The sequence below is a fragment of the Verrucomicrobiia bacterium genome (genome assembly GCA_035946615.1).
Classification (GTDB): Bacteria; Verrucomicrobiota; Verrucomicrobiia; order Limisphaerales; family UBA8199; genus DASYZB01.
The window spans coordinates 1-21,704 of record DASYZB010000150.1; the positions used below are offsets into that span (position 1 = coordinate 1).

General features: G+C 58.7%; 18 protein-coding genes. 6 read left to right on the forward strand and 12 right to left on the reverse strand.

The window, feature by feature from the left end:
* Both VG146_21715 and VG146_21720 read right to left on the reverse strand, forming a co-directional pair.
* Window positions 1-574 (reverse strand): hypothetical protein (locus VG146_21715; GenBank protein HEV2394976.1); only part of this gene is annotated, 574 nt, incomplete at its 3' end.
* A gap of 465 nt (window positions 575-1,039) precedes the next feature.
* The gene (locus VG146_21720) at window positions 1,040-2,254 is read right to left on the reverse strand and encodes an acyltransferase (protein HEV2394977.1); all 1,215 of its coding nucleotides are present in this window, start codon (window positions 2,252-2,254) and stop codon (window positions 1,040-1,042) included.
* 295 nt (window positions 2,255-2,549) lie between these two features.
* Here VG146_21720 and VG146_21725 point away from each other — a divergent pair, with 295 nt between their 5' ends.
* From VG146_21725 to VG146_21740, 4 genes are all read left to right on the forward strand, one after another.
* The gene (locus VG146_21725) at window positions 2,550-3,287 is read left to right on the forward strand and encodes a methyltransferase domain-containing protein (GenBank protein ID HEV2394978.1); all 738 of its coding nucleotides are present in this window, start codon (window positions 2,550-2,552) and stop codon (window positions 3,285-3,287) included.
* 211 nt (window positions 3,288-3,498) lie between these two features.
* Complete coding sequence (locus tag VG146_21730; protein ID HEV2394979.1) at window positions 3,499-4,440, forward strand: glycosyltransferase; 942 nt, start codon at window positions 3,499-3,501, stop codon at window positions 4,438-4,440.
* Between the two features lie 11 nt (window positions 4,441-4,451).
* Complete coding sequence (locus VG146_21735; GenBank protein ID HEV2394980.1) at window positions 4,452-5,168, forward strand: class I SAM-dependent methyltransferase; 717 nt, start codon at window positions 4,452-4,454, stop codon at window positions 5,166-5,168.
* 17 nt (window positions 5,169-5,185) lie between these two features.
* On the forward strand, window positions 5,186-6,409 hold the full coding sequence (locus tag VG146_21740; GenBank protein ID HEV2394981.1) for a glycosyltransferase family 4 protein: 1,224 nt from the start codon (window positions 5,186-5,188) through the stop codon (window positions 6,407-6,409).
* A gap of 282 nt (window positions 6,410-6,691) precedes the next feature.
* Here VG146_21740 and VG146_21745 read toward each other — a convergent pair whose 3' ends face one another.
* Window positions 6,692-8,251, reverse strand: coding sequence for an oligosaccharide flippase family protein (locus VG146_21745; protein ID HEV2394982.1), 1,560 nt, complete (start codon window positions 8,249-8,251; stop codon window positions 6,692-6,694).
* On the opposite strand from VG146_21745, the gene VG146_21750 reads away from it, so the two are divergent.
* Window positions 8,250-8,516 (forward strand): hypothetical protein, encoded by a 267-nt coding sequence (locus tag VG146_21750; GenBank protein ID HEV2394983.1) that lies wholly within the window; start codon window positions 8,250-8,252, stop codon window positions 8,514-8,516. The two genes, VG146_21745 and VG146_21750, sit on opposite strands and share 2 nt — an antisense overlap.
* A 253-nt stretch (window positions 8,517-8,769) precedes the next feature.
* On the opposite strand, the gene VG146_21755 is transcribed toward VG146_21750, so the two are convergent.
* On the reverse strand, window positions 8,770-10,740 hold the full coding sequence (locus tag VG146_21755) for a hypothetical protein (protein HEV2394984.1): 1,971 nt from the start codon (window positions 10,738-10,740) through the stop codon (window positions 8,770-8,772).
* A gap of 13 nt (window positions 10,741-10,753) precedes the next feature.
* The gene (locus tag VG146_21760; GenBank protein HEV2394985.1) at window positions 10,754-12,088 is read right to left on the reverse strand and encodes a PQQ-binding-like beta-propeller repeat protein; all 1,335 of its coding nucleotides are present in this window, start codon (window positions 12,086-12,088) and stop codon (window positions 10,754-10,756) included.
* A gap of 988 nt (window positions 12,089-13,076) precedes the next feature.
* On the opposite strand from VG146_21760, the gene VG146_21765 reads away from it, so the two are divergent.
* Window positions 13,077-13,754 carry a response regulator transcription factor gene (locus VG146_21765; protein HEV2394986.1) on the forward strand — a complete coding sequence of 226 codons (678 nt, stop codon included), beginning with the start codon at window positions 13,077-13,079 and terminating at the stop codon, window positions 13,752-13,754.
* A 54-nt stretch (window positions 13,755-13,808) separates the two neighbouring features.
* Here VG146_21765 and VG146_21770 read toward each other — a convergent pair whose 3' ends face one another.
* From VG146_21770 to rho, 7 genes are all read right to left on the reverse strand, one after another.
* Complete coding sequence (locus tag VG146_21770; GenBank protein HEV2394987.1) at window positions 13,809-15,890, reverse strand: FAD-dependent oxidoreductase; 2,082 nt, start codon at window positions 15,888-15,890, stop codon at window positions 13,809-13,811.
* 99 nt (window positions 15,891-15,989) lie between these two features.
* On the reverse strand, window positions 15,990-17,000 hold the full coding sequence (gene rfbB / locus VG146_21775) for a dTDP-glucose 4,6-dehydratase (GenBank protein ID HEV2394988.1): 1,011 nt from the start codon (window positions 16,998-17,000) through the stop codon (window positions 15,990-15,992).
* A gap of 25 nt (window positions 17,001-17,025) precedes the next feature.
* Window positions 17,026-17,895 (reverse strand): dTDP-4-dehydrorhamnose reductase, encoded by an 870-nt coding sequence (gene rfbD, locus VG146_21780; protein HEV2394989.1) that lies wholly within the window; start codon window positions 17,893-17,895, stop codon window positions 17,026-17,028.
* A complete protein-coding gene (gene rfbC / locus VG146_21785; GenBank protein HEV2394990.1) occupies window positions 17,892-18,440 on the reverse strand; it encodes a dTDP-4-dehydrorhamnose 3,5-epimerase in 549 nt (182 codons plus the stop codon). Before rfbC ends, rfbD begins: the two co-directional genes overlap by 4 nt.
* A 56-nt stretch (window positions 18,441-18,496) precedes the next feature.
* Complete coding sequence (rfbA, locus tag VG146_21790; GenBank protein ID HEV2394991.1) at window positions 18,497-19,372, reverse strand: glucose-1-phosphate thymidylyltransferase RfbA; 876 nt, start codon at window positions 19,370-19,372, stop codon at window positions 18,497-18,499.
* Window positions 19,373-19,482: 110 nt separating this feature from the next.
* A complete protein-coding gene (locus tag VG146_21795; protein HEV2394992.1) occupies window positions 19,483-20,418 on the reverse strand; it encodes a WYL domain-containing protein in 936 nt (311 codons plus the stop codon).
* 129 nt (window positions 20,419-20,547) lie between these two features.
* Window positions 20,548-21,690, reverse strand: coding sequence for a transcription termination factor Rho (rho, locus tag VG146_21800; GenBank protein HEV2394993.1), 1,143 nt, complete (start codon window positions 21,688-21,690; stop codon window positions 20,548-20,550).
* Window positions 21,691-21,704 lie beyond the last annotated feature (14 nt).

Sequence of the window (21,704 nt, forward strand, 5' to 3'; positions counted from 1 at the left end):
AGAAGGTTCCTGTATGAAACTCGTCGCCGCGGGTGAATCCCTGCTTCCAAGCCAGAAAGATGCCGAATAGAAGCAGAAGCGCGATTGGAGCTCCACGCGCCGAACGTCTCAATCCCGCCGCCAGACTCCCGGCAACCAGGAGAAAAGCCAGAATCGCACACGCGAGGCGATTGGGGTCCGGAACGACCCCCATTGCCATTTGGTAACCGCGCGCGACTTCCTGCGTGCTCTGCAACCAAACCGGAATATTACCCCAAGGCTGGTGTGCCAGCTCACGCCAGGAAAAACCAAAAGCCAAAGCAAATCCGCCAAATATCGAAATCCCGCGGAGCGCCTGTCTGTTCAGCAGGCACCAGAGTAAGCCGCAACCAAGCATCACGCATATAAAGGCCAGATAGGTGCCTTTTACGAGCGCGATCAGGCCGAGAGCGGCTGTGCCTGCGATTTCGGGCCAACCGATCCCCTCCATACTGCAAATTCTCACGCCCAGAACAGTGATAAGCAACAAATAAAAGGAATCCCAATCCAACGCTGGTAACAAACCCATCAAACCGAGGATCATCCACTGCGGCATGCTCCTCATTTCGTTTCTTGGGGGAGACATCTGCGCAAGTCGCCATACCAGCGCCAAATAAATAGCCCTCGAGCCAGCCTCAAAAAGCGCCACGGCCAACCATGTCCCAGGGGCATATTGGTTTTGGGCCAGGTATCCTAGCGGCCCGTAGGTGAAGACCAAATCGCGCCCAAATTGGAGGTGGTGGACCGCGGCGTAATTCAGGACCGCTTGCCACGAAGGATCGGTTGTCGGAATCGGCAGCCGTGATGGAAGAACTAACAGGCAAAACCAGGCACCCACCAGGAAAGCTCGCAGAAGGATTTTGCGGGTGGCTAACCCGGGGCGACAGAGGCACTGGTTCGTTGCGCTTTCGATGGCCGTCAATGCCTGGATGATAGCGGCCTCCGCCGCCCGGTCAATCCGCGCCTCCAGGCATTACGATACAATCTTGTAACCGGGTCCCTTTCTCGTGCTCGACACTCGCTAACGCAACTTGACCCCAGTGGCTTCGAGATGGTCGGGACCTTCAGCAGCGGAAACCGACTGGGGGTCTGGGGGCCGCCTTTCGGCCTGGGTTCGCCGCTTATGAGAAAGAGCGATAAAAGGATGTTCGAAAAGCCGATAGGTCACCGCGGAGCAGGCGACCACAAAAACAGCGCATGCGCCGATCAAGCCCCAGTAGGGCAGAGGTTTCATGGCCACCACAGGATAAAAATGGTTCATAATGCGCAGCGCCAAATACAGTGCGATCCCATGAAGCAAATAGATGCTATAGCTGATGGTTCCAAGGACCTTGGCGCCACGAATACGTAGAAGACCCAATAGATCATTACCCAGTGCAAAGCACACGAAGGCCAGTCCTGCAAACTGCACATTCCAGAAGCTTCCATGGCTAAGAAGACTCAAGACGACAAGGAGCATGGCCAAAGCCCCGACCCAACTTCGTTTTGCTGTTCGGCAAACCAAGCTGCCTGAAAAATGTGCGACGAGATGGGCGGTGCACATCCCATAAAGAAAACAGAGGATCCTGTCTCCTGCGGGCCATTGGGGAAGCCAAATCCACGAACATGAGGTGATGATTGCTGCAAGTACCACAAATCGCCAGGAGAGGGGTCGGCGCACCAGCCGGGCTGTTAAGGGCAGGAGTAAGTAGAAGGCCCATTCATATCGAAGAGACCATGTCACCCCGGCATTCACTGGTCTTGTATCCACGCCGTTTATGACCCCAACGGGTCCCATCCCAAGAGACAGTGCGCGGCCAAGTTCAGCCATCAGGCCCAATGGACTGGAAGAAATGTGAAAATGCGAACGCTCGGCTACGATCAGAAGAATGACCAAAATCGAAAAAAGGTAAAGGGGTGCTAAGCGGAGGAACCTGTTTCGATAGAGACCGAGGGCCGGCAGGTGCCCGTTTTTAGCGATGGCCTTGGACCAAAAAAGGAATCCCGTGATCATGAAGAAAAACATAACTCCTGTAGGTCCCAAGGCGCTGTAAAACTGCGATCCAACCGCTCCCCAAGTCCCAGTACGATAAAAGTTGTATTGCACCACGGCGTGATGGAAAAACACCGCCAAAGCCAAATAACCCCTCAGTCCGTCCAGAGCCTCATAATGCGTGGCTTGGCTCGCCTGAATAGTTGCTCGGAAAAATGGAATCGACCGAAAGATCATCGCCCCCATCCCGAGCAGTAGCACCATGATGCCAAAATACGGGAGAGTACTGTTTACGGACTGCATCATTCCGTTGCTCTGTCAGCCTTCCGGCGATTCGTTATGGTACAACACGGTAGAAGATTGCCTGGTGAATCTACGCCAAGCAAGAACTCCCTGCTGGGCTTGGGGGAATGACGAGCGCGGCGCACCGGCGTTGACGGATCGTTACCTTTAGTTATCCTGCCGGCATGGGCCTGCAGCAAGATTCTGGCTTTTGGGCCAGGAGAAATCACAAGAAGCGCTTACCCACGCTTATCGCACGGCGCGGGTAGGACAACTCATGCCTGGAAATTTTACAACGCAAGCCCGGTGGGACGTCAGCTACCGCGATGTGGCTCTTCAGGCCGCTCCGCTAGGCGATCCGGTCCGAGGATGGCTGGAGCGCTGGGTGCCTCGCGGCCAAGGCCCCTGCCTGGAGTTGGGCTGTTTTCCAGGACGTTATTTGGCCGTTCTCGGTGAACTCGGTTACGAATTGCACGGAGTGGATCTGACGCCGCGCGTCGAATCCGATTTGCCAGCCTGGCTCCAGCAGCAGGCATATCGGGTGGGCCAATTCATAAAGGGAGATGTTTTTACCCATACTTTCGCCAGGAAATTCGAGGTCGTCTGCTCGTTTGGGCTGATTGAGCACTTTGGCAACTGGACTGAGTTGGTGGATATCCACGCAGGCCTGGTTGAGCAGGGAGGACTGCTTGTGCTGGCCACTCCAAATTTCCGTGGCTGGGTGCAGCATGGTTTGCATGCCTGGCTCGACGGCGCAAATCTGGCCGAGCACAACCTCGCCGCGATGCGTCCAAACCAATGGTCACACCAAGTTCGGGACGCCGGGTTTGAGATATTGATTTCTGGCTGGTTTGGCACTTTCGATTTTTGGGCAAACGCCGATCCCAGGCGGTCCCGATTCAAAAGAGCCATCATAAAAGTCGTCCGGCGTCTCATTCCAATGTTTCGACTGCTACCGGAGGGGGTCACGGCCTATGCCCCCTATTGTGGGTTGGTGGCACGGAAGGCAGGTTGAAATCATGATCCGGCGCCTCAGGGAATTTGTCCGCCGCCTGCTTCTACGCGGGCCGCTGTTAGATTGGTGGGTCGCACGGCGAGCGCGCCAATGGGAGGCGGCCTTTCGCGGACAATTGTCGGCGTTCGTCCGCGAAGCGGTTCCTATGGCTCCGCGGCCCCCTTTGGTCGTGGACGGGGCATTACGGCGTATTCTTTTTATCGCAGACTGTATGTGGGAGCTGAGGGACCTCGTGCCCGAGTTGCAAAAAATCGCGGCGGTATCAGTCCTCGACCTGCGGGATTCATTGAAGGACCCGGTTAGAACTGGCACAGATCGTCAGGCGGTTGCCTCAGCGTTGGAATGCCTCGCTGGAAACGGCGGAAGTCCCCTTCCAGACCTGATCCTGTTTTACGCCCGGCCCGCTCTGCTCTCCGAGGAAGCATTCCAGCATTTGCGGCGGCGCTGGAAGTGTCCTTTGTTCGGAATGAGCCTGGATGACCGGTTCGAGTTTTTTCCTCACGGTGTTTTCGCCTCCGGGAACGATGATTATCAGCATTGGGCCGGACACTTCGATATCAACCTCACCAACTGCCTTCCGGCAACCGAGTGGTATCAACGGCGGGGCTTGCATTGCATCTACATGCCTCAAGGCGTCCGGCAGCTAGACGCTCTCAGTTCACCCACTGCCGCAGATTACAAATACGAATTCAGTTTCGTCGGGTCTAGGAAACCCGAGCGGGGGACCGTCATTGATCAGCTTTTGCAGGCGGGGATTCCGATTCGCCTGTTTGGCGAAGGCTGGCCACACAGCCAATGGACCGATGATCCTTATTCGGTTTACCGCAGCACCCAAATTAACCTTGGCATAGGCTTCGCCACGCCATCCTCAGTCATCACGACCGTTAAGAATCGTGATTTTGAGTGTCCAGGCGCAGGCGGCTGCTACCTTACGACCTACAATTGGGAACTCGTAAAGCTTTTTGAATTAGGCAAAGAGATTCTCTGCTATCGGTCCGTTGAAGAGCTAATCGAGATGTACGCCTACTACCGCAGACGTCCCGAGGAGTGTTTGAAGATCGGGCAGGCAGCCTGGCGCCGGTGCGCCAACGAGCACACGTGGGAAAAGCGTTTCCGAAAGGTCTTTCTGGAAGCCGGCTTCAAACTCGATTAACCCAAGCTCCTATGGGCTATCTCGATTATTATAAATACCAGGCAACGGCGCGCGGCGTGAGAAGCGTCCAGGATGTTTATCGCATCGCCCATGAAAAAGCTTACGTCTATGATCGCATCGTTCTCCCGTGGCTCCCTGCGGACAAGAACAGCCCCATTGCCGAACTGGCCTGCGGTCATGGAAGCTTTCTGGCCTGGCTTAAAGAGCAACAGTTTCAAAAGCTGGTCGGAGCCGATTCGAGCGCCGAACAGATTCAATTCGCCCGGCAAATCGGTGCCGAGGTCTTCGAGACAGATTTCAAGAGTTGGCTAGCTTCCGAGCCGGACTCCAGCCGAGAGGCGATTGTGGCAATTGACCTGATCGAGCACATTTCTAAAGACGAGTTCATGGACTTGCTCGGCGACTCGTCCCGAGTGCTCGCCAGGGGCGGGCGGCTGATTTTGCGCTACCCCAACGGCGACTCGCCCCTGGTTGGTCGCAACCTGTTCAATGATATCACCCACGTTTGGACTTACACCACTAACTGCATCGAGACCCTGGGCCGCATGCATGGATTCTCACGATTCGACTTTGTGGACGAGAGCAGCGCAGCGATCCGCGACTCTCGCTGGCTGAAGGTCCCCCTTTCAAAGCTCGGCACCGGGGTTTTGAAGCTCCTGTTCCGGGCGGCGACCAAGGAACAGATCGATTTCTGGAGCCCTCATATTTGGGCGGCGTTGCAGAAATAGCGGTCTATTGAGAGGCGATGAAAGCCCGCATCCTGGTCCTGGTATTTACGTACGCCCCGAACGTGGATGGCGTGGCAAATGCCGCTGGGCTCGTCGCCGAGGGGTTGGCTGTGCGTGGCCACGAGGTGAGCGTCGCAACCTTGTGGCATCCGCAACGCAAATCGCCTGGTGCATCCGACAACCCGAAAGTCTTCCAGTTCAGGGTTGGTGGCTCAGCTCATTGGCGCGACCCGCTTCGGGGCGAGACATCGGCCTTTAGGCAGTTTGTCATGGGTTTTAAAGGCGACGTCATCCTTTGCCACTGCCTGGACACTGCCCCGGTACAACTGGCTCTTCCGGAATTCCGTCGCATAAAGGCTGCAAAAGCCCTGATCAGCCACGGCTTCGAGGCGCACAGGCTGGTCCTGCAGCCCGGCTTCCCTTGGGGGTTGCCCACTTGGCTGGGCTGGCAACCTTTCGTCTCGCGGCTCCCGTGTACATTGAGAAAATTCGAGCGTCTCGTCTTTTTAAGTCCTCGGCGCGATTTCGGCCGGTTTTTCGACCAGAAGGTCGCCTCAGCCATCGGACACAAAGGACTGCGGGTGATCCCCAATGGCGTGGATTGGAAAACGACTGAATTCAACCTGCCGGATTTCCGCCTGGCTTATGGTTTGCAACACCCGCTGATGTTCCTGTGTGTCGCCTATTACTGCGATGGCAAGAACCAACTCTCGGCCTTGCGCGCCTATCGCCAGGCGCGAATTCCCAATTCCGCCCTGGTCTTCATTGGAACCGAACGCAATGATTATTCACGCGCCATGGAACAGTTGGATGCCCAAATGGCTCCGGAATTTCCCGAGGGACGAGTCTTGGTCCTGGACAAACTGGGGCGCGCCATGACTGAGGCCGCATTCCGAACCATGGACATCTTTCTGTTTCCAACTAAAGCCGAGACGCAGCCCTTGGTCCTGATTGAAAGCATGGCAGCCGGCAAGCCGTTCATCTCAATGGACCGTGGGTGCATCAGTGATTTTGCCGGCGGGACTGTTGTCCAAACCGAGCCTGAAATGGTTAAGGAGATCCAGCGCTTGGCCCTAAATGCGGATTTGCGGGCCAAACTCGGCGCTCAAGGGCGCCGCGACTTCCTGGCGAAATATACGAAACAAAGTGTGGTCGATGCCTACGAGGAGGTGATCACCGAGCTGGTGGAACGCTCCGGGGGCTGCAGGAATGTTGCCCGCCGCAACCCGCCCGAGACGTAACTGTGCAGTTGGTTTTGGTCCCTGCATCAGGGCGTTACCACACGAAAGAACGCCTGCGGGCCGGACATAGGCCGGACAAACTGGATCGGGCCGGACGTTACCGTGGAGTTTGTGGCCACCGGCGACCACCCAACCAAAACCGGCCGCGCGCTCAGTCGTCCCTCCGGGACTTTTGTCTCATCTCGGGCTCAAACCCAACGCTGAAGCGTTGGGCTATTCTCGGGTGTCCCTCCGGGACACTCATCGCCTGGCGAGCCTTTAAACTTTTTGATCCCTCATCCTTCATCCCTCATCTTTCATCCTTGTAGAAGCGATTGTTCGTAAGAGAGGCTGAAATCGAGCGGGCGCCCGAGCCAGTATCTCCTTGCGAAGCTCTGCATCCAGGCCAAAACGCAACAGGAGCGGCAGGGCGAGCAGCGCGCTGGCCGCTCCGCGGATGAGCAGTTGCGGGCGCAGAGGAAGTGGCCGGGTCAGCCACCAAAGCAGGCCCGCCAATGGGACCAGGCCCAGCGCCAGGCGCAACGGGGGAAGCCACCACTCGAACGAGGGGACCTTCCACGGAACGTTGAAATACTGGCTGGTCCGCCAAAAGCCGTACGGCGCGCTGAAGAGCATGGTGCCCGCAATCGAGCAAAGTAACATGGCCGTAATGCCCCCCCACCGCAGCACCAGCAGCCCCAGGACCACGAAAAAGGTGCCTTCGGCCAGATAGATAAAACGCATCGAACGGATTTCTTTGCTCACCCCCACCAGCCCCAGATGGCAACGGGTGGTCGCTTGCAGCACCAGCCAGAACGCTAACAAACCATCGTTGAGTGGCCACCAGCCGTATTGTCTGCGCATCCAGAGCGCCACGAATGGCTGGTTGCAAATGGCAAAGATGGTTCCCGCGCACACGCTGAGCGAGGCGGATAACACCACCAGCGAACGGAACCGCTGGTAGAGCCGCTCCCGCTCGCCGCGAACGATCATTTCGGCCAGCGCCGGCCCGGCATAATCGAATACCCGGTAAATAATCTGGCTGACCAGGCTGAAGGTCCGTGTGCAAACCGACCAAAGGGCTGAGGCCTCGAGGCCGAGTTGGCGGGTCAGGATGACCGTTTGGCTCGCGCTCAGCATCTGGAACCCGAGGGCATAGAGAAACAGGTCCGAGCCCAAGGCAAACAATTCTCGGAAGCGGCTCCAAGTGGCGCGTCCCCAGCAACGTCGAGCCGGGAGGAGTTGCATCCGCAGCACCCAGACGCAGGTCAAGGCGCCGTTTACAAGCCAGGAGGCGAACTGGGCCCAAAGCGTGCTGTAAATGCCCTGGTGATGCACGAATGCAGCCCACATTGCGCCAAGGCCCAGGGCGAACCCGGCGGTCTGGGTATAATTGACGAGGTCATAGCGTTGATGGGCCGAGAGGACAAATGGGAAAATTCGGCTCAAAAAACCGGCCCCAAGGACACCGCATTGTCCGATTGTCAGGTATATAAACTGGTGCTTGAGCGTTCCCGGGATGTGCAGCACCGGGACCAGGGCAACGGCCAGCCCGATGCTGAGCAGCACAATGAGAATCGCCTGGATAAGGCTCACGACGAGAAATGTTTTAATCACACTCCCGTAATCGCCCGCGTCCCGGTGGTCTTTGTAGTCGATGAGAATCCGGGAAGTGCTGGTCATCCCCAGGTCAATGAGCGCGATGTATTGCGCCAGGTTTGTTACGACTGCCCAAAGGCCGAATTCCGCCGGGCCGAGGTATTTCCCCGCCAGCCGGAATGAGGTCAAGGTGTAGATGACGTTTGCGCCGAGCAGGACGTATCCGGACGCCAGAGAATGCGCGAGCCGTTTGATCCGCGACATGGCTCAGGAAAAGGAGCCCGGCTCGCGGGTGGACCGGATGTTGGCCCGCGTGCGGGACCGGCAGCCCGGCATCCGGTCGTCAGCAAATTCGATTCGCGCCGCGCGCCAATACATGCCGCGCACGATAGCTTTGCCCTTCCCGCCGCACAAGGAGGCAGAATGGATTTTTGAATTTGGATTTTGGATTTTCGATTTGCACCTGTGGGATGGAGTTCAGCCGTCCCTCCGGGACTGGATAGGTTTTGACGACCGGTCCCAATGCTGAAGCATTGGGCTATTATCAAATGTCCCTCCGGGACAGGCTGCCGCTTGCGCTACCACACCAACATCGGGATTTTGCATTCTGCCGAAATCGCCGGCGGTTTCGGGATTTGAAAGACAAAGGGGTTTTAGTGGCAATGCTTGTCCCCGAGGGACATCCGACAATAGCCCAACGTTTCAACGTTAGGTGACATTTGGAGTTGCAATTAGTCCCGGAGGGACGGCTGAATGGGGCATGCCTCACCCAACGCCCATTGTTACTGCAACTCCACCACCCGCCACTCCGACGGGCCTTCACCGGCGCGCAAATCCAATGATAGCGTCTGGAACGTTCGCGCGCCAATTTCCGAACACCACTGCTCCACAGGGATTCGGAATTCCTCGGCAAAGCGCGGGGAATGCAGGGCGATAAACCGGATGCCTTCGGCGCGGAGTTGGGCGGCGGTGTCGACCGGGCACACATCGATAACGCGGCGCGACCCGAAAGGTTTCCATAAACTCGTTTCGGGATCATCTACACCTATAAACCCGAGCCTCTTGTCGTCCGAGGGCAGGAGCCGAGTCAAAGGTTCGAGACCTTCGCCTCGAATCGAATAGGCCGAATACACCCGCTCGGTTCGCACGGCCAGCGGGCTGGACCACCCATGCTGCCGCAGCTTTTTGACAATCGTTAGCATTGGAAGCAACGGTCGAGGCGGGCTGAGCGCCAAAGGAATGATTGCCATGGCCGCTACGGCCAGGGCGGCAATCCGCCACCATCTTTGACGCACAATCTGCGCGTGGGCGAGCGGAAGGAGAAACGGGACTACCAGGAACGGGTAGTAGGCGCTCATGAGGCGCGCCTCGAACTCGGTGGCAAAGGATGCCGCGAGGAACACCAGGGTCGTCAGCGCAATGGCCGCCAGAACCCATGCCTGGCTTGGGCTCACAGCGCAGCGCGGGCGTCCTCGCCCGCGAGTTTGGGCGGCGTCTCGCCGCCCCAAACTCGGGCCAGACGTGGGGGACCTCTGAGCCCACGCAAACCGCAAGGCTGCAATCGTCGAAACCAACAAGAGGCCGCAAGCACCCAAACCCATCCCTGTCGTCTCTTCGATTGCCAGTTCGTCCAACCGGAACACAGGACTCTCCCGCATGTCTTGTCCAAAAGCCCCCATTTCTGAGGTCATGGCCTGCGAGGCTAGGCTCGGGGCCACCTGTGCATTCCACCATTTCGCAAACGGCGCTACTGGGGGCGCGAAGTTTTGCATAAACAAGACCCCGCTGTTTGCCTCGATCCTTGCCAATGGATGCGGGCTCCTCAATGGCGGAAACCCTTCGGCTTTTGTGCCTGTCCAATCCCCCGCATACCACGAGTTGAGAACGGCGGTTGGGAAAAAAGAAATCAGAAGGCAGACAAGCGCGGTTGAAACTGTGGCTATGGGCCTGGCAGAAAGCAGGCGCCAGCAGGGGGCAACCACAACCGCCCACACAAGCACCAGCGGGAGGTTGTTCGCCTTCACGCCCGTGGTCAGCGCGATGGCCAGCATCGAGAGCCATAGGTCCCCGCTTCGGCCCTGCTGGCGACCGCGCAATCCATAAGCAAACGCGCCCAACGCGAAGAATGCCGCGAACAGGTCATTGCCCAAACTGGCCGCCTGCAGCAGAAAGCAATAGCCCGCTGGCAGAATCCACATCCACTGCGCGGCGACTCGGCCTCTCACACCCACCCCGCGCAGGCTCATAAAAAACAGACCGGGCATCAGCGCGAACGAGATGAAGTTGATGAGGAAAAAGGGGCGATCGGTCTTTGTCAGCGCGATGAGCGGGGCCATCATCCATTCGAAGCCGCACCCACGCAGGTTGACCCGCGGAAAGACCGTGTGTATCCAGTGCCAGCGCCCTTCTGCCAGCCAATGCAGGACTCGCGGCACGCGGTAGGTGAGGGCATCCCAATTGGTCGGCGGATGCAATGCGCCCCCCACAAACGCCAGTGTTGACAGAATCAAAAAGGAGAGCGGCAACGGGCGTTTGAAGCGACGAACCAACTTCGAGGCAGGAGGAAGGCGCAAGCCAACCTCGGTTGTGCAAGCCCACAAGGCAAATCCGCCAAGGGCCAGGGCGAAAGCGACGATATACCCCAGCCCATTGAGCTCATGCAGGAGAGATAAAATCCAACCCGCACAACTGCAAAAGGCGCAAAGGAGAATCCACAGTGCGGCGAGATCGGGGGCTTTCTTGAAAGAGCGCACGAGAGACGGCATTCTATCGCACACTCTGAAGTTCAGCCGGCGCGGCGCGGCCAGTGTTTTCCGGGTTGCCCCGGAACTTCGGCCAGGGGGATTGGGCCAGAGGCGCATCCGTGCGCAGGGCCTGAAAGCAGATGCCATTCGTTGGGTACTGACCTGCGGTGTAGATACTACCGGAAGGCGCCACTGCGGGCGAGACCGTGCCGTTCCCGTACATGTAATAATGCCACTTCCACTTGCCATCGGCATCCAGGTTGGTGAGCAGCCCGTAATGCGATATGAAGCAAACCGAACCATCAGCCAATGCCAGCGGCGCGACTTCAACCGGGTCCCACCAGGCCACACCCAGCCCATACTGCCACTTCTTCTTTGGCTCGCGCGTAAGGGCCCAGAGCTGTTGGTTCACCCCCACATAAAGCATCCCGTCCTGCCCAATCACCGGCGAGGACTCGGTGATGCCGCCGGTCTTGAGCCGCCATTTCAATTGGCCATCCGGATCCAGGGCGTAAAAGAAACCATCGACGGAGGTGAAATACACCGTGCCGTCGCGGTCGATGGCTGGCGATGAAATTATCGGGCCGCCGGTGGCGAATGCCCAGGCCTTGGCTCCATCAGGCGCCAGCGCGTAGAAATTCCGGTCGTGTGACCCGAAATATATCCGTCCCGCGGCGCCAATCGCTGGCGAGGAGACAATCTCGCCGGCAGTCGGGAACTGCCACTTTTTCGAGCCGTCCGGATTCAGGGCGTAGAAGGTCTTGTCCCACGAGCCCACGTAAATGGTGCCGTCTGCGCCGATGGCGGGCGAGGAGTCCACCCAGGCGCCGGTCTTGAAATCCCACTTCTTTTTGCCGTCAGGGCCGACCGCATAGACCTTCCGGTCACGGCAGCCAAAATAGACCGTGCCGTCGCCGCCCAGGGCCGGAGCCGACTTTATCTCATGGCCGGTGCTGAAAATCCACTTGCGCGAGCCGTCGGATTTCAGCGCCCAGAGTTTGCCGTCCCACGTGCCGAAGAAAATATTGCCTTCGCTGTCAATGGCCGGGGATGAATCGCAGGGGTATTTGATGAGAACGGCCCATTTGTTGGAAACCGTGCTTACCTGTGCCGAAGCCGATGGGTTCAGCCCCAATAAGATGCCAAGAGCGGCCAGTGCCGCACCGGCCCCGCCATTTTGGAGTGCGGCGGCAAGCCCTGCGCGACGCCGCTTTGGATAGACGCGGAGTGCGTCCCGTCCCGGGCGCAGCAGGCGCCAAAGCACACCAAGACGATCCCTATCCACGGCTTGCGTGGGTCGAGCGGGGCCGGATTCTCGATGGGTGAAACGTTTCTTCAGCCAGACTGCAATCAACACCGCGGCAGGGTAATTGGAAACGCGAAAAGCAGAAAGCAGAAAGCGCTTCGCGCCCCTCTTGTCCCGGTCCGCGCGAAGCGTCGTGGACTGCGCCAGTCCTCTGGCGCTTTTCGGGCCGCCCCTTGCATAAAGTTCCACTCTCACGTCCAGTGGCATCGAATTGGGGGGGGGCAGGGTCAGAACGGCAGGACATCCAAAAGCGGCAGAGGACCGCTCTGGGACGGCACGGGACGGTCTGGGACGGCAGTGGGACGGTTGCAAGAGTGAGAATCGCCCGTGTTTACCGGCCTTGGGACGGTGGGACGGCTGTACACCCCCAAACCGCCCCCCTACCCCCCCTACCCCCCCTTGCCGCCGCATTCCCACAAAAGAAACGTGGAGCGTTGACGGTGGAGCGTGAGAGCGTCATAACCCGGTCTCGAGTCAAATTCCGGTAACCTCCCGGTAACCCAACGACCACCCGCGGTAACCGATGGTAACCGATAGGTAAGCCACGGAAGCCCACGGTAACCTACGGTAACCGATCCGGCCCTCCAACGCACAAGCAACAGCCGCCTCAAGCCGCCTCGGCCCCCTTACCCGCCGTTGCCGCGCACCGCCACGAGAATCTCCTTCATCCGCCGCGCCGGCAAAGAAAAATGGCCGCCCGGTTTTCACTGCGACGGGAGGCCGCCCCAACCCGCCGGCGCGTTACGGAGCTTTGTAATGGCCGCGGAATCCGGCAATAACCCGGGGATTTCCTTGTGGCCCTGATTGGACGATGCTTTTAAATTCAACCCGCTACGCGCCTGGGTTGGAAAAGCCGGTAATGCCTCAGTGACTACGGGGCTGCCGGCTGAAGCCGGCGTTCCGGACGCGCGGAACGCCGCCTTTAGGCGGCAGCGCCCGCCGTCACTAACCGATTACAAAAGCCGGAGCAAATGTCTTTACTTCCTAAGGAGGTTCTGGTAGCATTGGCGGTGAACACAAAGCGCAGAAGCTATAGCGGATGGTGAGTGCGACAAAAGAAAGAATCCGAATACTGGTGGTCGATGATCATCCGGTGGTGAGGCAGGGGCTGCAATCCTGCCTGTCACGGCTGGACCGGCTGAAAATAATCGGCGAAGCTGCGGACGGCCAGGAGGCCTTCGAGAAAGCGCTCAAGCTCTCACCCGATGTTGTTTTAATGGATATCTCCATGCCCCGCCGTGACGGGCTGTCTGTCACCCAGGATTTGCGCAAGGCGGCGCCCCATATCAAAGTGCTGGTGCTTTCCGTCCATAGCACCAAAGAATTCATCTTCCGCATTATCCAGGCCGGGGCCCATGGTTACGTGTCCAAAGAGGCCTCTCCGGAGACCCTCTTGCGCGCCATCGAGGCGGTCTATGCCGGCCAGAGCTCCTTTAGCCCCGAAATAGCCCAGGCTGCTCTGAACCAACTGGTCAATAGCGGAGGCAAAAAAGAGCCCTTCGCCCAGCTCACCGAACGGGAGCGCGAAGTGCTGGTGTTGATTGCCCAGGGCCGCAGCAACAAAGAAATTGCAGGCCAGCTTGGGATTGGTGTCCGGACCATCGAAACGCATCGGGAACGCATTATGCGCCGGCTGGACATCCACTCCGTAGCCGGCTTGACGAAGTTCGCGATCTCCAACGGGTTAGTCCCTCTCGAAGACGGGGCGCCGCAGTAGAGCGGAAAGGCTGAAGGCTGAAGGCTAAAGGCTAAATAAAAACGCAATACTCCATCACTTCGTTTCCCCGTTTCCTCTTGTTTCCTTCTGCACGTTTCCGGCCTGGTGATCCCGGCGCGCCGCCGTTTGCTTAAAGACATACGCCATGAGCCGGCGGACTCGCAGGCAGCCGGCCAGCTTCCGGCTCTCCTTATGCTCCACAACGGGCAACGTCTTGAGCCGATACTCGCGAATGACATTGCCGGCCACCGCGCAGTGGTCGTCGCTGGCGATTGTGACGGGGTTTTTTGTCATGAATTCGCTGACGGGCGTGTCGGGTGTGCCGTTATTGGCGTGGCAGCGGAGGAGATCGGTAATCGTGACGACCCCATCGAGGGTCTGGTTGTCGCTTGAAACAAAAAAAAACTCGTGGGGATGCTCGACAAAGGCATGGCCGGCATCGCGCATGGTGTCGGAGGGCTTGAGCAGCGGTTGGGGGACGGGTTCCATCAGATGCCGGACCGGGGTTTGTTTGAGCAGTTCGTGAACCTGGGGCTGGTCCTTCCACACGTCCAGGGTGCGGCGGTTGAGGGTTTGAGCCAAGGCATCGCGCAGCGGCGTCAGGGCTTCCGAGAACTGCGTGAAAACGTTTTTACCCATCACCAGGACATCAACCGGGGAGCGGGCCCGGACCGACATCACCCGCGGGCGGTTGCCCAGGAGCGCGCGCTCGCCGAAGAAAGAACCCGAGCCGAGCACGGCGATGACTTCACCGGCCTGCCCATCCTGGGAGCGCACCACCTCGACCTCGCCTTTTTCGAGCACGTAAAAATGCGTGGGGGCCTCCCCTTTGCGAATAATGAACTCACCCGGATCGTAATGGGCGTGCGACACCCGCTCGGTTTGCTCAGTGCGGACATAAGCCAGGTCGCGCGGGAACACCAGTAGAAATGCCCAATCAAATCCGACCTGCAAACGCCGGCCAAAGGTGGGGAGCTTGAACAGATAAACGCCACGCCAAACGAACCACGCGAGAAAGCCCGAGAGATGCATCCCGAACAGATCGGCGACGGCCGAATGGCCGCCGATGGAGCAGAGTTCACCCAGTTGTTTAAAGGAGAAATGCCTGGTGGGCCGTCCACGCAGGGTGCAGGCGATATTTTGGGCGCACTGCCGGCCTTGTCTCTCGGCAAACTGGCCGGTCGTTGGGGAAGGTTCCCCGTTATGCGAATTGATAATCCAGGCGCAGTCTCCAATCGCCCAGATATTCTGGCGCCCTTTGAGACGCATGTCCAACTCGGTCACCAATCGTCCTTTTTCCTTGGCCACATCCAAACCCGCAACCACGGGGGCAGGCGAACTGCCAATCGTGCAGACGATCGTGCCGCCCCGGAGAAAACGGCCATCTTGCAAACCGACGCCTTCCGGGGTGGCGGAGGTGACTCGCGCATCGAGGACCATCTGGACGCCCGCCTGTTCCATCTTCTTGCGGGCAAACTCGCGCAGGCTGGGACTGATCTCGGGAAGAATCTGGTCGCGCGAGTGAATCAGGATGACCTTTACATCGGACTTCTGCCACGTGCGAAAATAGCGGGAGCTGTCCCGCAGGAGATCGTTGATTTCGCCGGCGGCTTCCACCCCGCTATAGCCGCCGCCAACCACCAGCACCGTCAGATGCCACGCCCGCCGAGCCGGGTCGCGCGAAACTTCGGCCTGCTCCATTTGTTCCATCAAATGGGCCCGCAGATTGGCGGCGTCGCCGACCGTTTTGAGCGGGATGGAATGGTCCGCCATGCCCGGGACAACGTTGAGGTTGGTAATATTGCCGCAAGCAATCACCAGGTGATCGTAGCCCATCCGGGTGAGCTGCCCGTCCTCGCCCAGGTACTCGACTTCGCTGGTTGCCAGCGAGATGCTCCGCGCCTCTTCGGTGCGGCAAAAGACCCGGGGCAGCAATTGGCGCAACGGGACGATGACATCCAAAGGTTCGATTGACGAACCGACGACCTCCGCCAAAAGAGGGCTGAATACGAGATGATTCTGCCTGTCAAATAAAACAACATCCGCCGCGCCCGGCGGCAATTCGCGGCAAAGGCTGCCGGCGCATTTCACGCCACCAAAGCCCCCCCCAATGATGACAATTCGCTTTTTGTCCATATCCCTCACCCGGCCTTTCTGTTGCACGGGTCCGAGGCGTAGTCAATCCGCCCTGCGGCGTGAGCGGGCTACCTGCTCGTATCGGAGCGCGTCGAGGGTTCACCGGGCCATCACTGTTCGGACCCATTCCTGGTTATCCAAGTACCACCGGACGGTCTCGCGGATGCCTTGCTCGAACTTGTGGGCCGGGACCCAGCCCAGCTCTTTTTGAATCTTGGACGCGTCAATCGCGTAGCGGCGATCGTGGCCGAGGCGGTCCTGAACGAACGAAATCAACTTGCGCGAGTTGCCGCCCAGGCGCGGCGCCAGCTCGTCGATGAGATCGCAGATCAACTCGACGATGCGCAGATTGGCCCATTCATTGTGTCCGCCGATGTTGTAGGTCTCTCCATTGCGCCCTCGCATGAGGACCTGCCAAAGCGCCTCGGCGTGGTCGCGCACATACAACCAATCCCGCACATTCATGCCGTCGCCATAAACCGGAACGGCTTTGCGGGCCAGGACGTTTTGAATCACGACCGGGATGAGCTTTTCCGGGAACTGATATGGGCCATAGTTATTGGAGCAATTCGTGATGACTGTGGCCAACCCGTAGGTGTGGTCATAGGCGCGCACCAGCATATCACTCGAGGCTTTGCTGGCCGAATAGGGCGAATTGGGGGCGTAGGGGGTTGTCTCGGTGAAAAGGCCCTTGGGGCCCAGGCTGCCATAGACTTCATCCGTGGAGACATGGTGAAAGCGTGTGCCGGAGGCCGGAGTTTTCCATTGCGCGCGGCAGGCCTCGAGCAGGTTAAAAGTGCCCACTACGTTGGTATGGATGAAATCTCCCGGGCCGGTGATGGAGCGGTCCACATGGGATTCAGCGGCGAGGTGCATCACGTGCGTGATGTCGTGACGCTTTACCACATCGAAAACGGCTGGCTTATCGCGCAAATCCACTTTCTCGAAGGCGTACTTCGGGTGACGGCTGATTTGGTCGAGATTGGCCAAGTGCCCGGCATAGGTGAGGCAATCGAGGTTGATCAGGCGCTCGACTTCAGGGCTGCCGATGATGTGGTGGATGAGATTGGACCCGATAAACCCGGCGCCCCCGGTGACAAGCAGTTTCATGGATGGGAATAAAGTATCAAACCAGTCATTTCTCGAGAACGTGCGTCAGGCTCTCCTTCCAGTCGGGCAATTGCAGGCCAAAAACGCGCCGGAGCTTTTCAGAGGAGAGGACGGAATAAGCGGGGCGGCGTGCGGGCAACGGATACTCCTGAGTTGCTATCGGCTCGATGAGTTGGCACTTCTTCTGCGCCTCGGGCATGAGGGCCACAATCGCCTCGGCAAACCCGTGCCAGCTTGTCTGACCGGAGGCCGCGAGGTGATAGAGGCCCTCCCAATGGCCGGGCTCGGGGGCCCTGAGGACTTGCGCGAGTGCCTGGGCGGTAGTCTCGGCTATCATTCTGGACCACGTGGGGCACCCGAGTTGATCGCGCACCACACGCAGTTTCTCCCGCTCCCGGGCCAGGCGCATCATGGTGAGCATAAAGTTTTGACCGCGCGCCCCATAAACCCAGCAGAGCCGGAGAATCAAACGGCGGCAGCCGACCTGCTCGATGGCGCGGTCCCCGGCGAGCTTCGAGCGGCCATAGGCGCCCAGCGGGTTGGGGACGTCCTCTTCCACGTATGGGGCCGTTTTGGCGCCGTCGAAAACGTAGTCGGTTGAATAGTGGACTAGAAGCGCGCCGAGGGTTTTGGCCTCTTCTGCCAGTATTCCAGGAGCTATTCCATTGATTTGGTTGCAGCGCTCCGGTTCGGTTTCGGCCTTATCCACGGCGGTGTAGGCGGCGGCGTTGACGAGGAGGGCCGGTGAGGTTTTGCGGACCCAGTTTCGGATGGAGCTGCCATCGGTCAAATCAATCTCGGGATAATCAACGGCGGTTATCTTGCCCAGCGGCGCGAGTGTTCGCCTGAGTTCCCAGCCGACCTGGCCGATGCGGCCAATGATAAGAATGTTCATGGGAAAAGGCGTTCGCGGGCGATGTCTCGCAACAGCAGACCTTTGGCGTCTTTATCGGAGAGGATGGGAGCGGCCATTGGCCACTCGATTGCGAGTTGGGGGTCGTTCCAGAGCAGGGTCATTTCGTCTTTTGGAGAGTAAAACTCAGTGCATTTGTAATGGAACATGGCCGATTCGCTCAGCACAAGAAAACCATGGGCGAAGCCGACCGGCACGAAAAACTGGCGCTTATTCTCGCCCGAGAGATGCGCGGCGTGCCATTTGCCGAAGGTGGGCGAATTCAAGCGTAGGTCAACGGCTACGTCGAAGACCTCACCCTGAAGGACGGAGACGAGTTTGCCCTGGGGGCCTGGGTTTTGGAAATGGAGGCCGCGCAGGATGCCTTGGCGGGATACGGAGAGATTATCCTGAACGAAAGTGGCAGGCACCCCGGCCTGCTGGTAACGTTTTTGGTTCCATGTTTCCATGAAGAATCCGCGCGCATCACCGAACACCTTTGGTTCGAAGATCAGCAAACCCTCAATGTCGCAGCGGATAACATTCATAAGGTGCGGGGGCGGGCTGCGGCTTTAAAGTCCATGCGCGAGTTTCCGGGCTTGCTTCATGACCTTTTGGCCTCGGCGATGACCTCGTTTTCCAGGTAATCCCGGTACTCGCAGCGAGGCATTCGCTGGACCAGCCCCTGTAGTTGTTCGAGCGAAAGAAAGCCGCGCCGGAAAGCAGCTTCTTCGGGGCAACCGATCTTGATTCCCTGCCGCTTCTCGATGGTTTGGACGTACGCGGAGGCTTCATGCAGGCTGCTGCTGGTCCCGGCGTCCAGCCACGCGAATCCACGGCCCAGGCGGTACACGCGCAATTGGCCACGGCGCAGGTATTCGACATTCACATCGGTGATTTCCAACTCGCCGCGGGCCGACGGCTTCAGGCCTTTTGTTACCGGAACCACTGTGTTATCGAACATGTAAAGCCCCGGCACGGCATAGTTGCTTTTGGGTTGCTTGGGTTTTTCTTCAATCGAGATGGCCTTTCCCTTTGCATCGAACTCGACCACCCCGTAGCGTTCGGGGTCGTTGACGTGGTAGCCGAAGATCATGGCGCCAGTCTTGAACTCGGCGAAGGCGCGGTGAAAGCTGTCGCCGCCGTAGAATACGTTGTCGCCCAGTATCAACGTAACCGGGTCCTGGCCGATAAAGGATTCAGCGATGAGAAAGGCCTGTGCGATGCCCTCAGGCTTGGCCTGTTCGCGGTACTCGATGCGCAAGCCCCAGGCGGCGCCGTCTCCCAACAACTGCCGAAACCTCGGCAAGTCCTGTGGCGTTGAAATGAGGCAGAATTCCCGGACGCCTTCTTCGATGAGGGTGGTCAGGGGATAATAAACCATGGGTTTATCATAGACCGGCTGGAGCTGTTTGCTGGCGACCAGTGTCAGCGGAAACAGTCTCGAGCCGGCGCCGCCGGCCAGGATGATGCCTTTCATTTCGGGCGGCAAGATGGGTTAAGGCGTGTCAAAATGCAACGCGAAGCTGTGGCGCCGAGTGCGATAACCAGGACCGAGCCACGGTCTGAGGCGCGCCTCGCTAGGGGATCCTATCCCTTTAGAATCTTTTCTGCTGCGCGTTTGACTGATTTAGCCAGTTCACCAGGGCGCACGACAACAGCGTCGCCGCCCCAACTCAATACCCAACGCTCTACCTCGGCCAGGCTCGAAAGTTTCAGGCGCAACTCGACGCCTCCCTCCTTGAGTTCTCTCAGCTCCTGGGAATCGTGCCATTTCTTTTCCCGCACATAATCCGCCACCTGTTTGTTGAAGCGAATCACCACGCCAAATTCGCCCCGGCCCGAAACGACGCCGAAGCTGTCGCGCAATCGTTGTTCGAGCGAGAATTGCTGGGGCCGGCCAAAGACCTTGCCCGTCATACGAACAGCTTTAATGCGGGCCGGGACAAAGGTCCGGATGTCTTTTCGCAGGTGATCGAAAGCAAAGAGGAACCATTCGCCGTTGATGTTGGCCAAGTGGTAAGGGTCGATAATCCGCGACTCGGGCTGTTGCTGGCCGGGTTTGCGGTAGGTCAATTCGAGTTGCTGCCGGGCAGCGGTGGCCTTGGCAAGGGCATCAAAAATCCCCAGGTCCACTATCGGTTCGGCCCGCGTCCGAAATGAAATCGTGCGCTCCACCTCGGCCAGGTCCAGCGTGATGGTGTCCGGCAAGGATTGTTCCATCTTCCGGATAGCGCTCAGGAGGGGTTTCTCGAAGCTCGTCCCCCGGTATTGTTGGAGAGATTTCTCGGCCACAATCAGCGCAAAAAGTTCTCCTTCGGTAATCTGGACGGTTGGGAAGGCGCTGACTTCCTCGGTGTAAAAGTAGCCCAGCCGCGCTCGATTAAATTCGAGGGGCAAATCGAGCCTGTCCCGCATGAACTCCAAATCCCGGTGGATGGATTTGGTGCTGACCTCGAGTTCGGCGGCGAGCTTCGAAGCATTGGGAAACGCGCCGGTCTGAATCGCCTGATGTATCCGGAGCATCCGCTCGAGAGGAGGCCGGGAATGGAGCGAGTCGATTGCGGCCTTGGGACGCGCTGGCATTTGTCAGTCGATAGAGTCGTGGCTAGCAGCGTGGGCGCCAGCCATTGCGCCGGAGGCGGACGCGCTCCTTCAGACCAGTTTGGCCAGTAATTCCTCGTTGGTCTTGTGCTTCTTGAGCGCGGCTACCAGGGTTTCCATCGCCTCGACCGGGTTCAGATCGACCATCATACGCCGGAGTTTGCGCACGGCTTCGATTTGGTTTTTGGGGAAGAGCTTCTCTTCCTTGCGCGTGCCGCTTTTGGGGATGTCAATGGCCGGAAACAAGCGGCGGTCCGAGAGCTTGCGGTCCAGAATCAGCTCCATATTGCCGGTGCCTTTGAACTCCTGGAAAATCAGTTCGTCCATGCGTGAGCCGGTATCGACCAGGGCGGTGGCGATGATCGTCAATGAACCGCCCTCCTCGATCTTGCGGGCGGAGGCGAACATCTTGCGCGGTATTTCCAGCGCGCGCGCATCAACACCGCCGGTCATGGTGCGGCCGCTGCCGCCATGAACGCTGTTGTAGGCCCGGGCGACTCGAGTGATGGAATCCAGCAACACAAAAACATCTTTACCGGCCTCGACCATGCGGCGGCAACGCTCGATCATGAAACGGGAGAGGCGCACATGCGTTTCCAGGTCCTGGTCGTTGGACGAGGCGACCACCTCGGCTTTGACCGAGCGCTGGAAGTCGGTGACTTCCTCGGGCCGCTCGTCAATGAGCAACACGAGCACGAACACTTCCGGATGATTGGTTGTGATGGCATTGGCCATCTGCTTGAGCACGGTGGTTTTGCCGGTCCGGGGCGGGGCAACAATCAACCCTCTGGTGCCTTTGCCCAGGGGCGTGACCATGTCGATGACCCGCGTCTCGATCAGGTCCGGGCTGGTCTCGAGCCGGTATTTTTCAATCGGGTCGATCGTCGTCAGGTTTTCGAACCGGACGGATTTGGTGTACTCCTCGAAGCGCATGCCGTTGACGCGATCGACCGCCTTGAGCTGGGGGCTATTGCCCCGGTGCGGCGGTTGCGTGGGGCCTTCTACCAGGCTGCCTTCGCGCAAGAAATTGCGTTTAATGGTATCCGGTGTGACGAAGATGTCCGCCGGTTTTGGGTGGAAATGGTTCTCGGCCGTCCGGAGAAAACCGAAGCCTTTTTCGGAGATTTCGAGGTAGCCGGCGCCGAAGTCGGCGGTTACAGGGCTGTTATTGTCGTGTTTGGTCGCTGTACTCATTTTTTATGTGTCTC

What these genes read in the sequence shown, in the direction of transcription:
- rfbC (HEV2394990.1), bottom strand. Translation starts at nt 18,440, where the DNA reads ATGAATGTTATCCGCTGCGACATTGAGGGTTTGCTGATCTTCGAACCA.
- VG146_21770 (HEV2394987.1), bottom strand. Translation starts at nt 15,890, where the DNA reads ATGGACAAAAAGCGAATTGTCATCATTGGGGGGGGCTTTGGTGGCGTG.
- rho (HEV2394993.1), bottom strand. Translation starts at nt 21,690, where the DNA reads ATGAGTACAGCGACCAAACACGACAATAACAGCCCTGTAACCGCCGAC.
- VG146_21725 (HEV2394978.1), top strand. Translation starts at nt 2,550, where the DNA reads ATGCCTGGAAATTTTACAACGCAAGCCCGGTGGGACGTCAGCTACCGC.
- VG146_21750 (HEV2394983.1), top strand. Translation starts at nt 8,250, where the DNA reads ATGGCTCAGGAAAAGGAGCCCGGCTCGCGGGTGGACCGGATGTTGGCC.
- VG146_21720 (HEV2394977.1), bottom strand. Translation starts at nt 2,254, where the DNA reads ATGGTGCTACTGCTCGGGATGGGGGCGATGATCTTTCGGTCGATTCCA.
- VG146_21795 (HEV2394992.1), bottom strand. Translation starts at nt 20,418, where the DNA reads ATGCTCCGGATACATCAGGCGATTCAGACCGGCGCGTTTCCCAATGCT.
- VG146_21765 (HEV2394986.1), top strand. Translation starts at nt 13,077, where the DNA reads ATGGTGAGTGCGACAAAAGAAAGAATCCGAATACTGGTGGTCGATGAT.
- VG146_21730 (HEV2394979.1), top strand. Translation starts at nt 3,499, where the DNA reads ATGTGGGAGCTGAGGGACCTCGTGCCCGAGTTGCAAAAAATCGCGGCG.
- rfbB (HEV2394988.1), bottom strand. Translation starts at nt 17,000, where the DNA reads ATGAAACTGCTTGTCACCGGGGGCGCCGGGTTTATCGGGTCCAATCTC.
- VG146_21740 (HEV2394981.1), top strand. Translation starts at nt 5,186, where the DNA reads ATGAAAGCCCGCATCCTGGTCCTGGTATTTACGTACGCCCCGAACGTG.
- rfbA (HEV2394991.1), bottom strand. Translation starts at nt 19,372, where the DNA reads ATGAAAGGCATCATCCTGGCCGGCGGCGCCGGCTCGAGACTGTTTCCG.
- VG146_21745 (HEV2394982.1), bottom strand. Translation starts at nt 8,251, where the DNA reads ATGTCGCGGATCAAACGGCTCGCGCATTCTCTGGCGTCCGGATACGTC.
- rfbD (HEV2394989.1), bottom strand. Translation starts at nt 17,895, where the DNA reads ATGAACATTCTTATCATTGGCCGCATCGGCCAGGTCGGCTGGGAACTC.
- VG146_21735 (HEV2394980.1), top strand. Translation starts at nt 4,452, where the DNA reads ATGGGCTATCTCGATTATTATAAATACCAGGCAACGGCGCGCGGCGTG.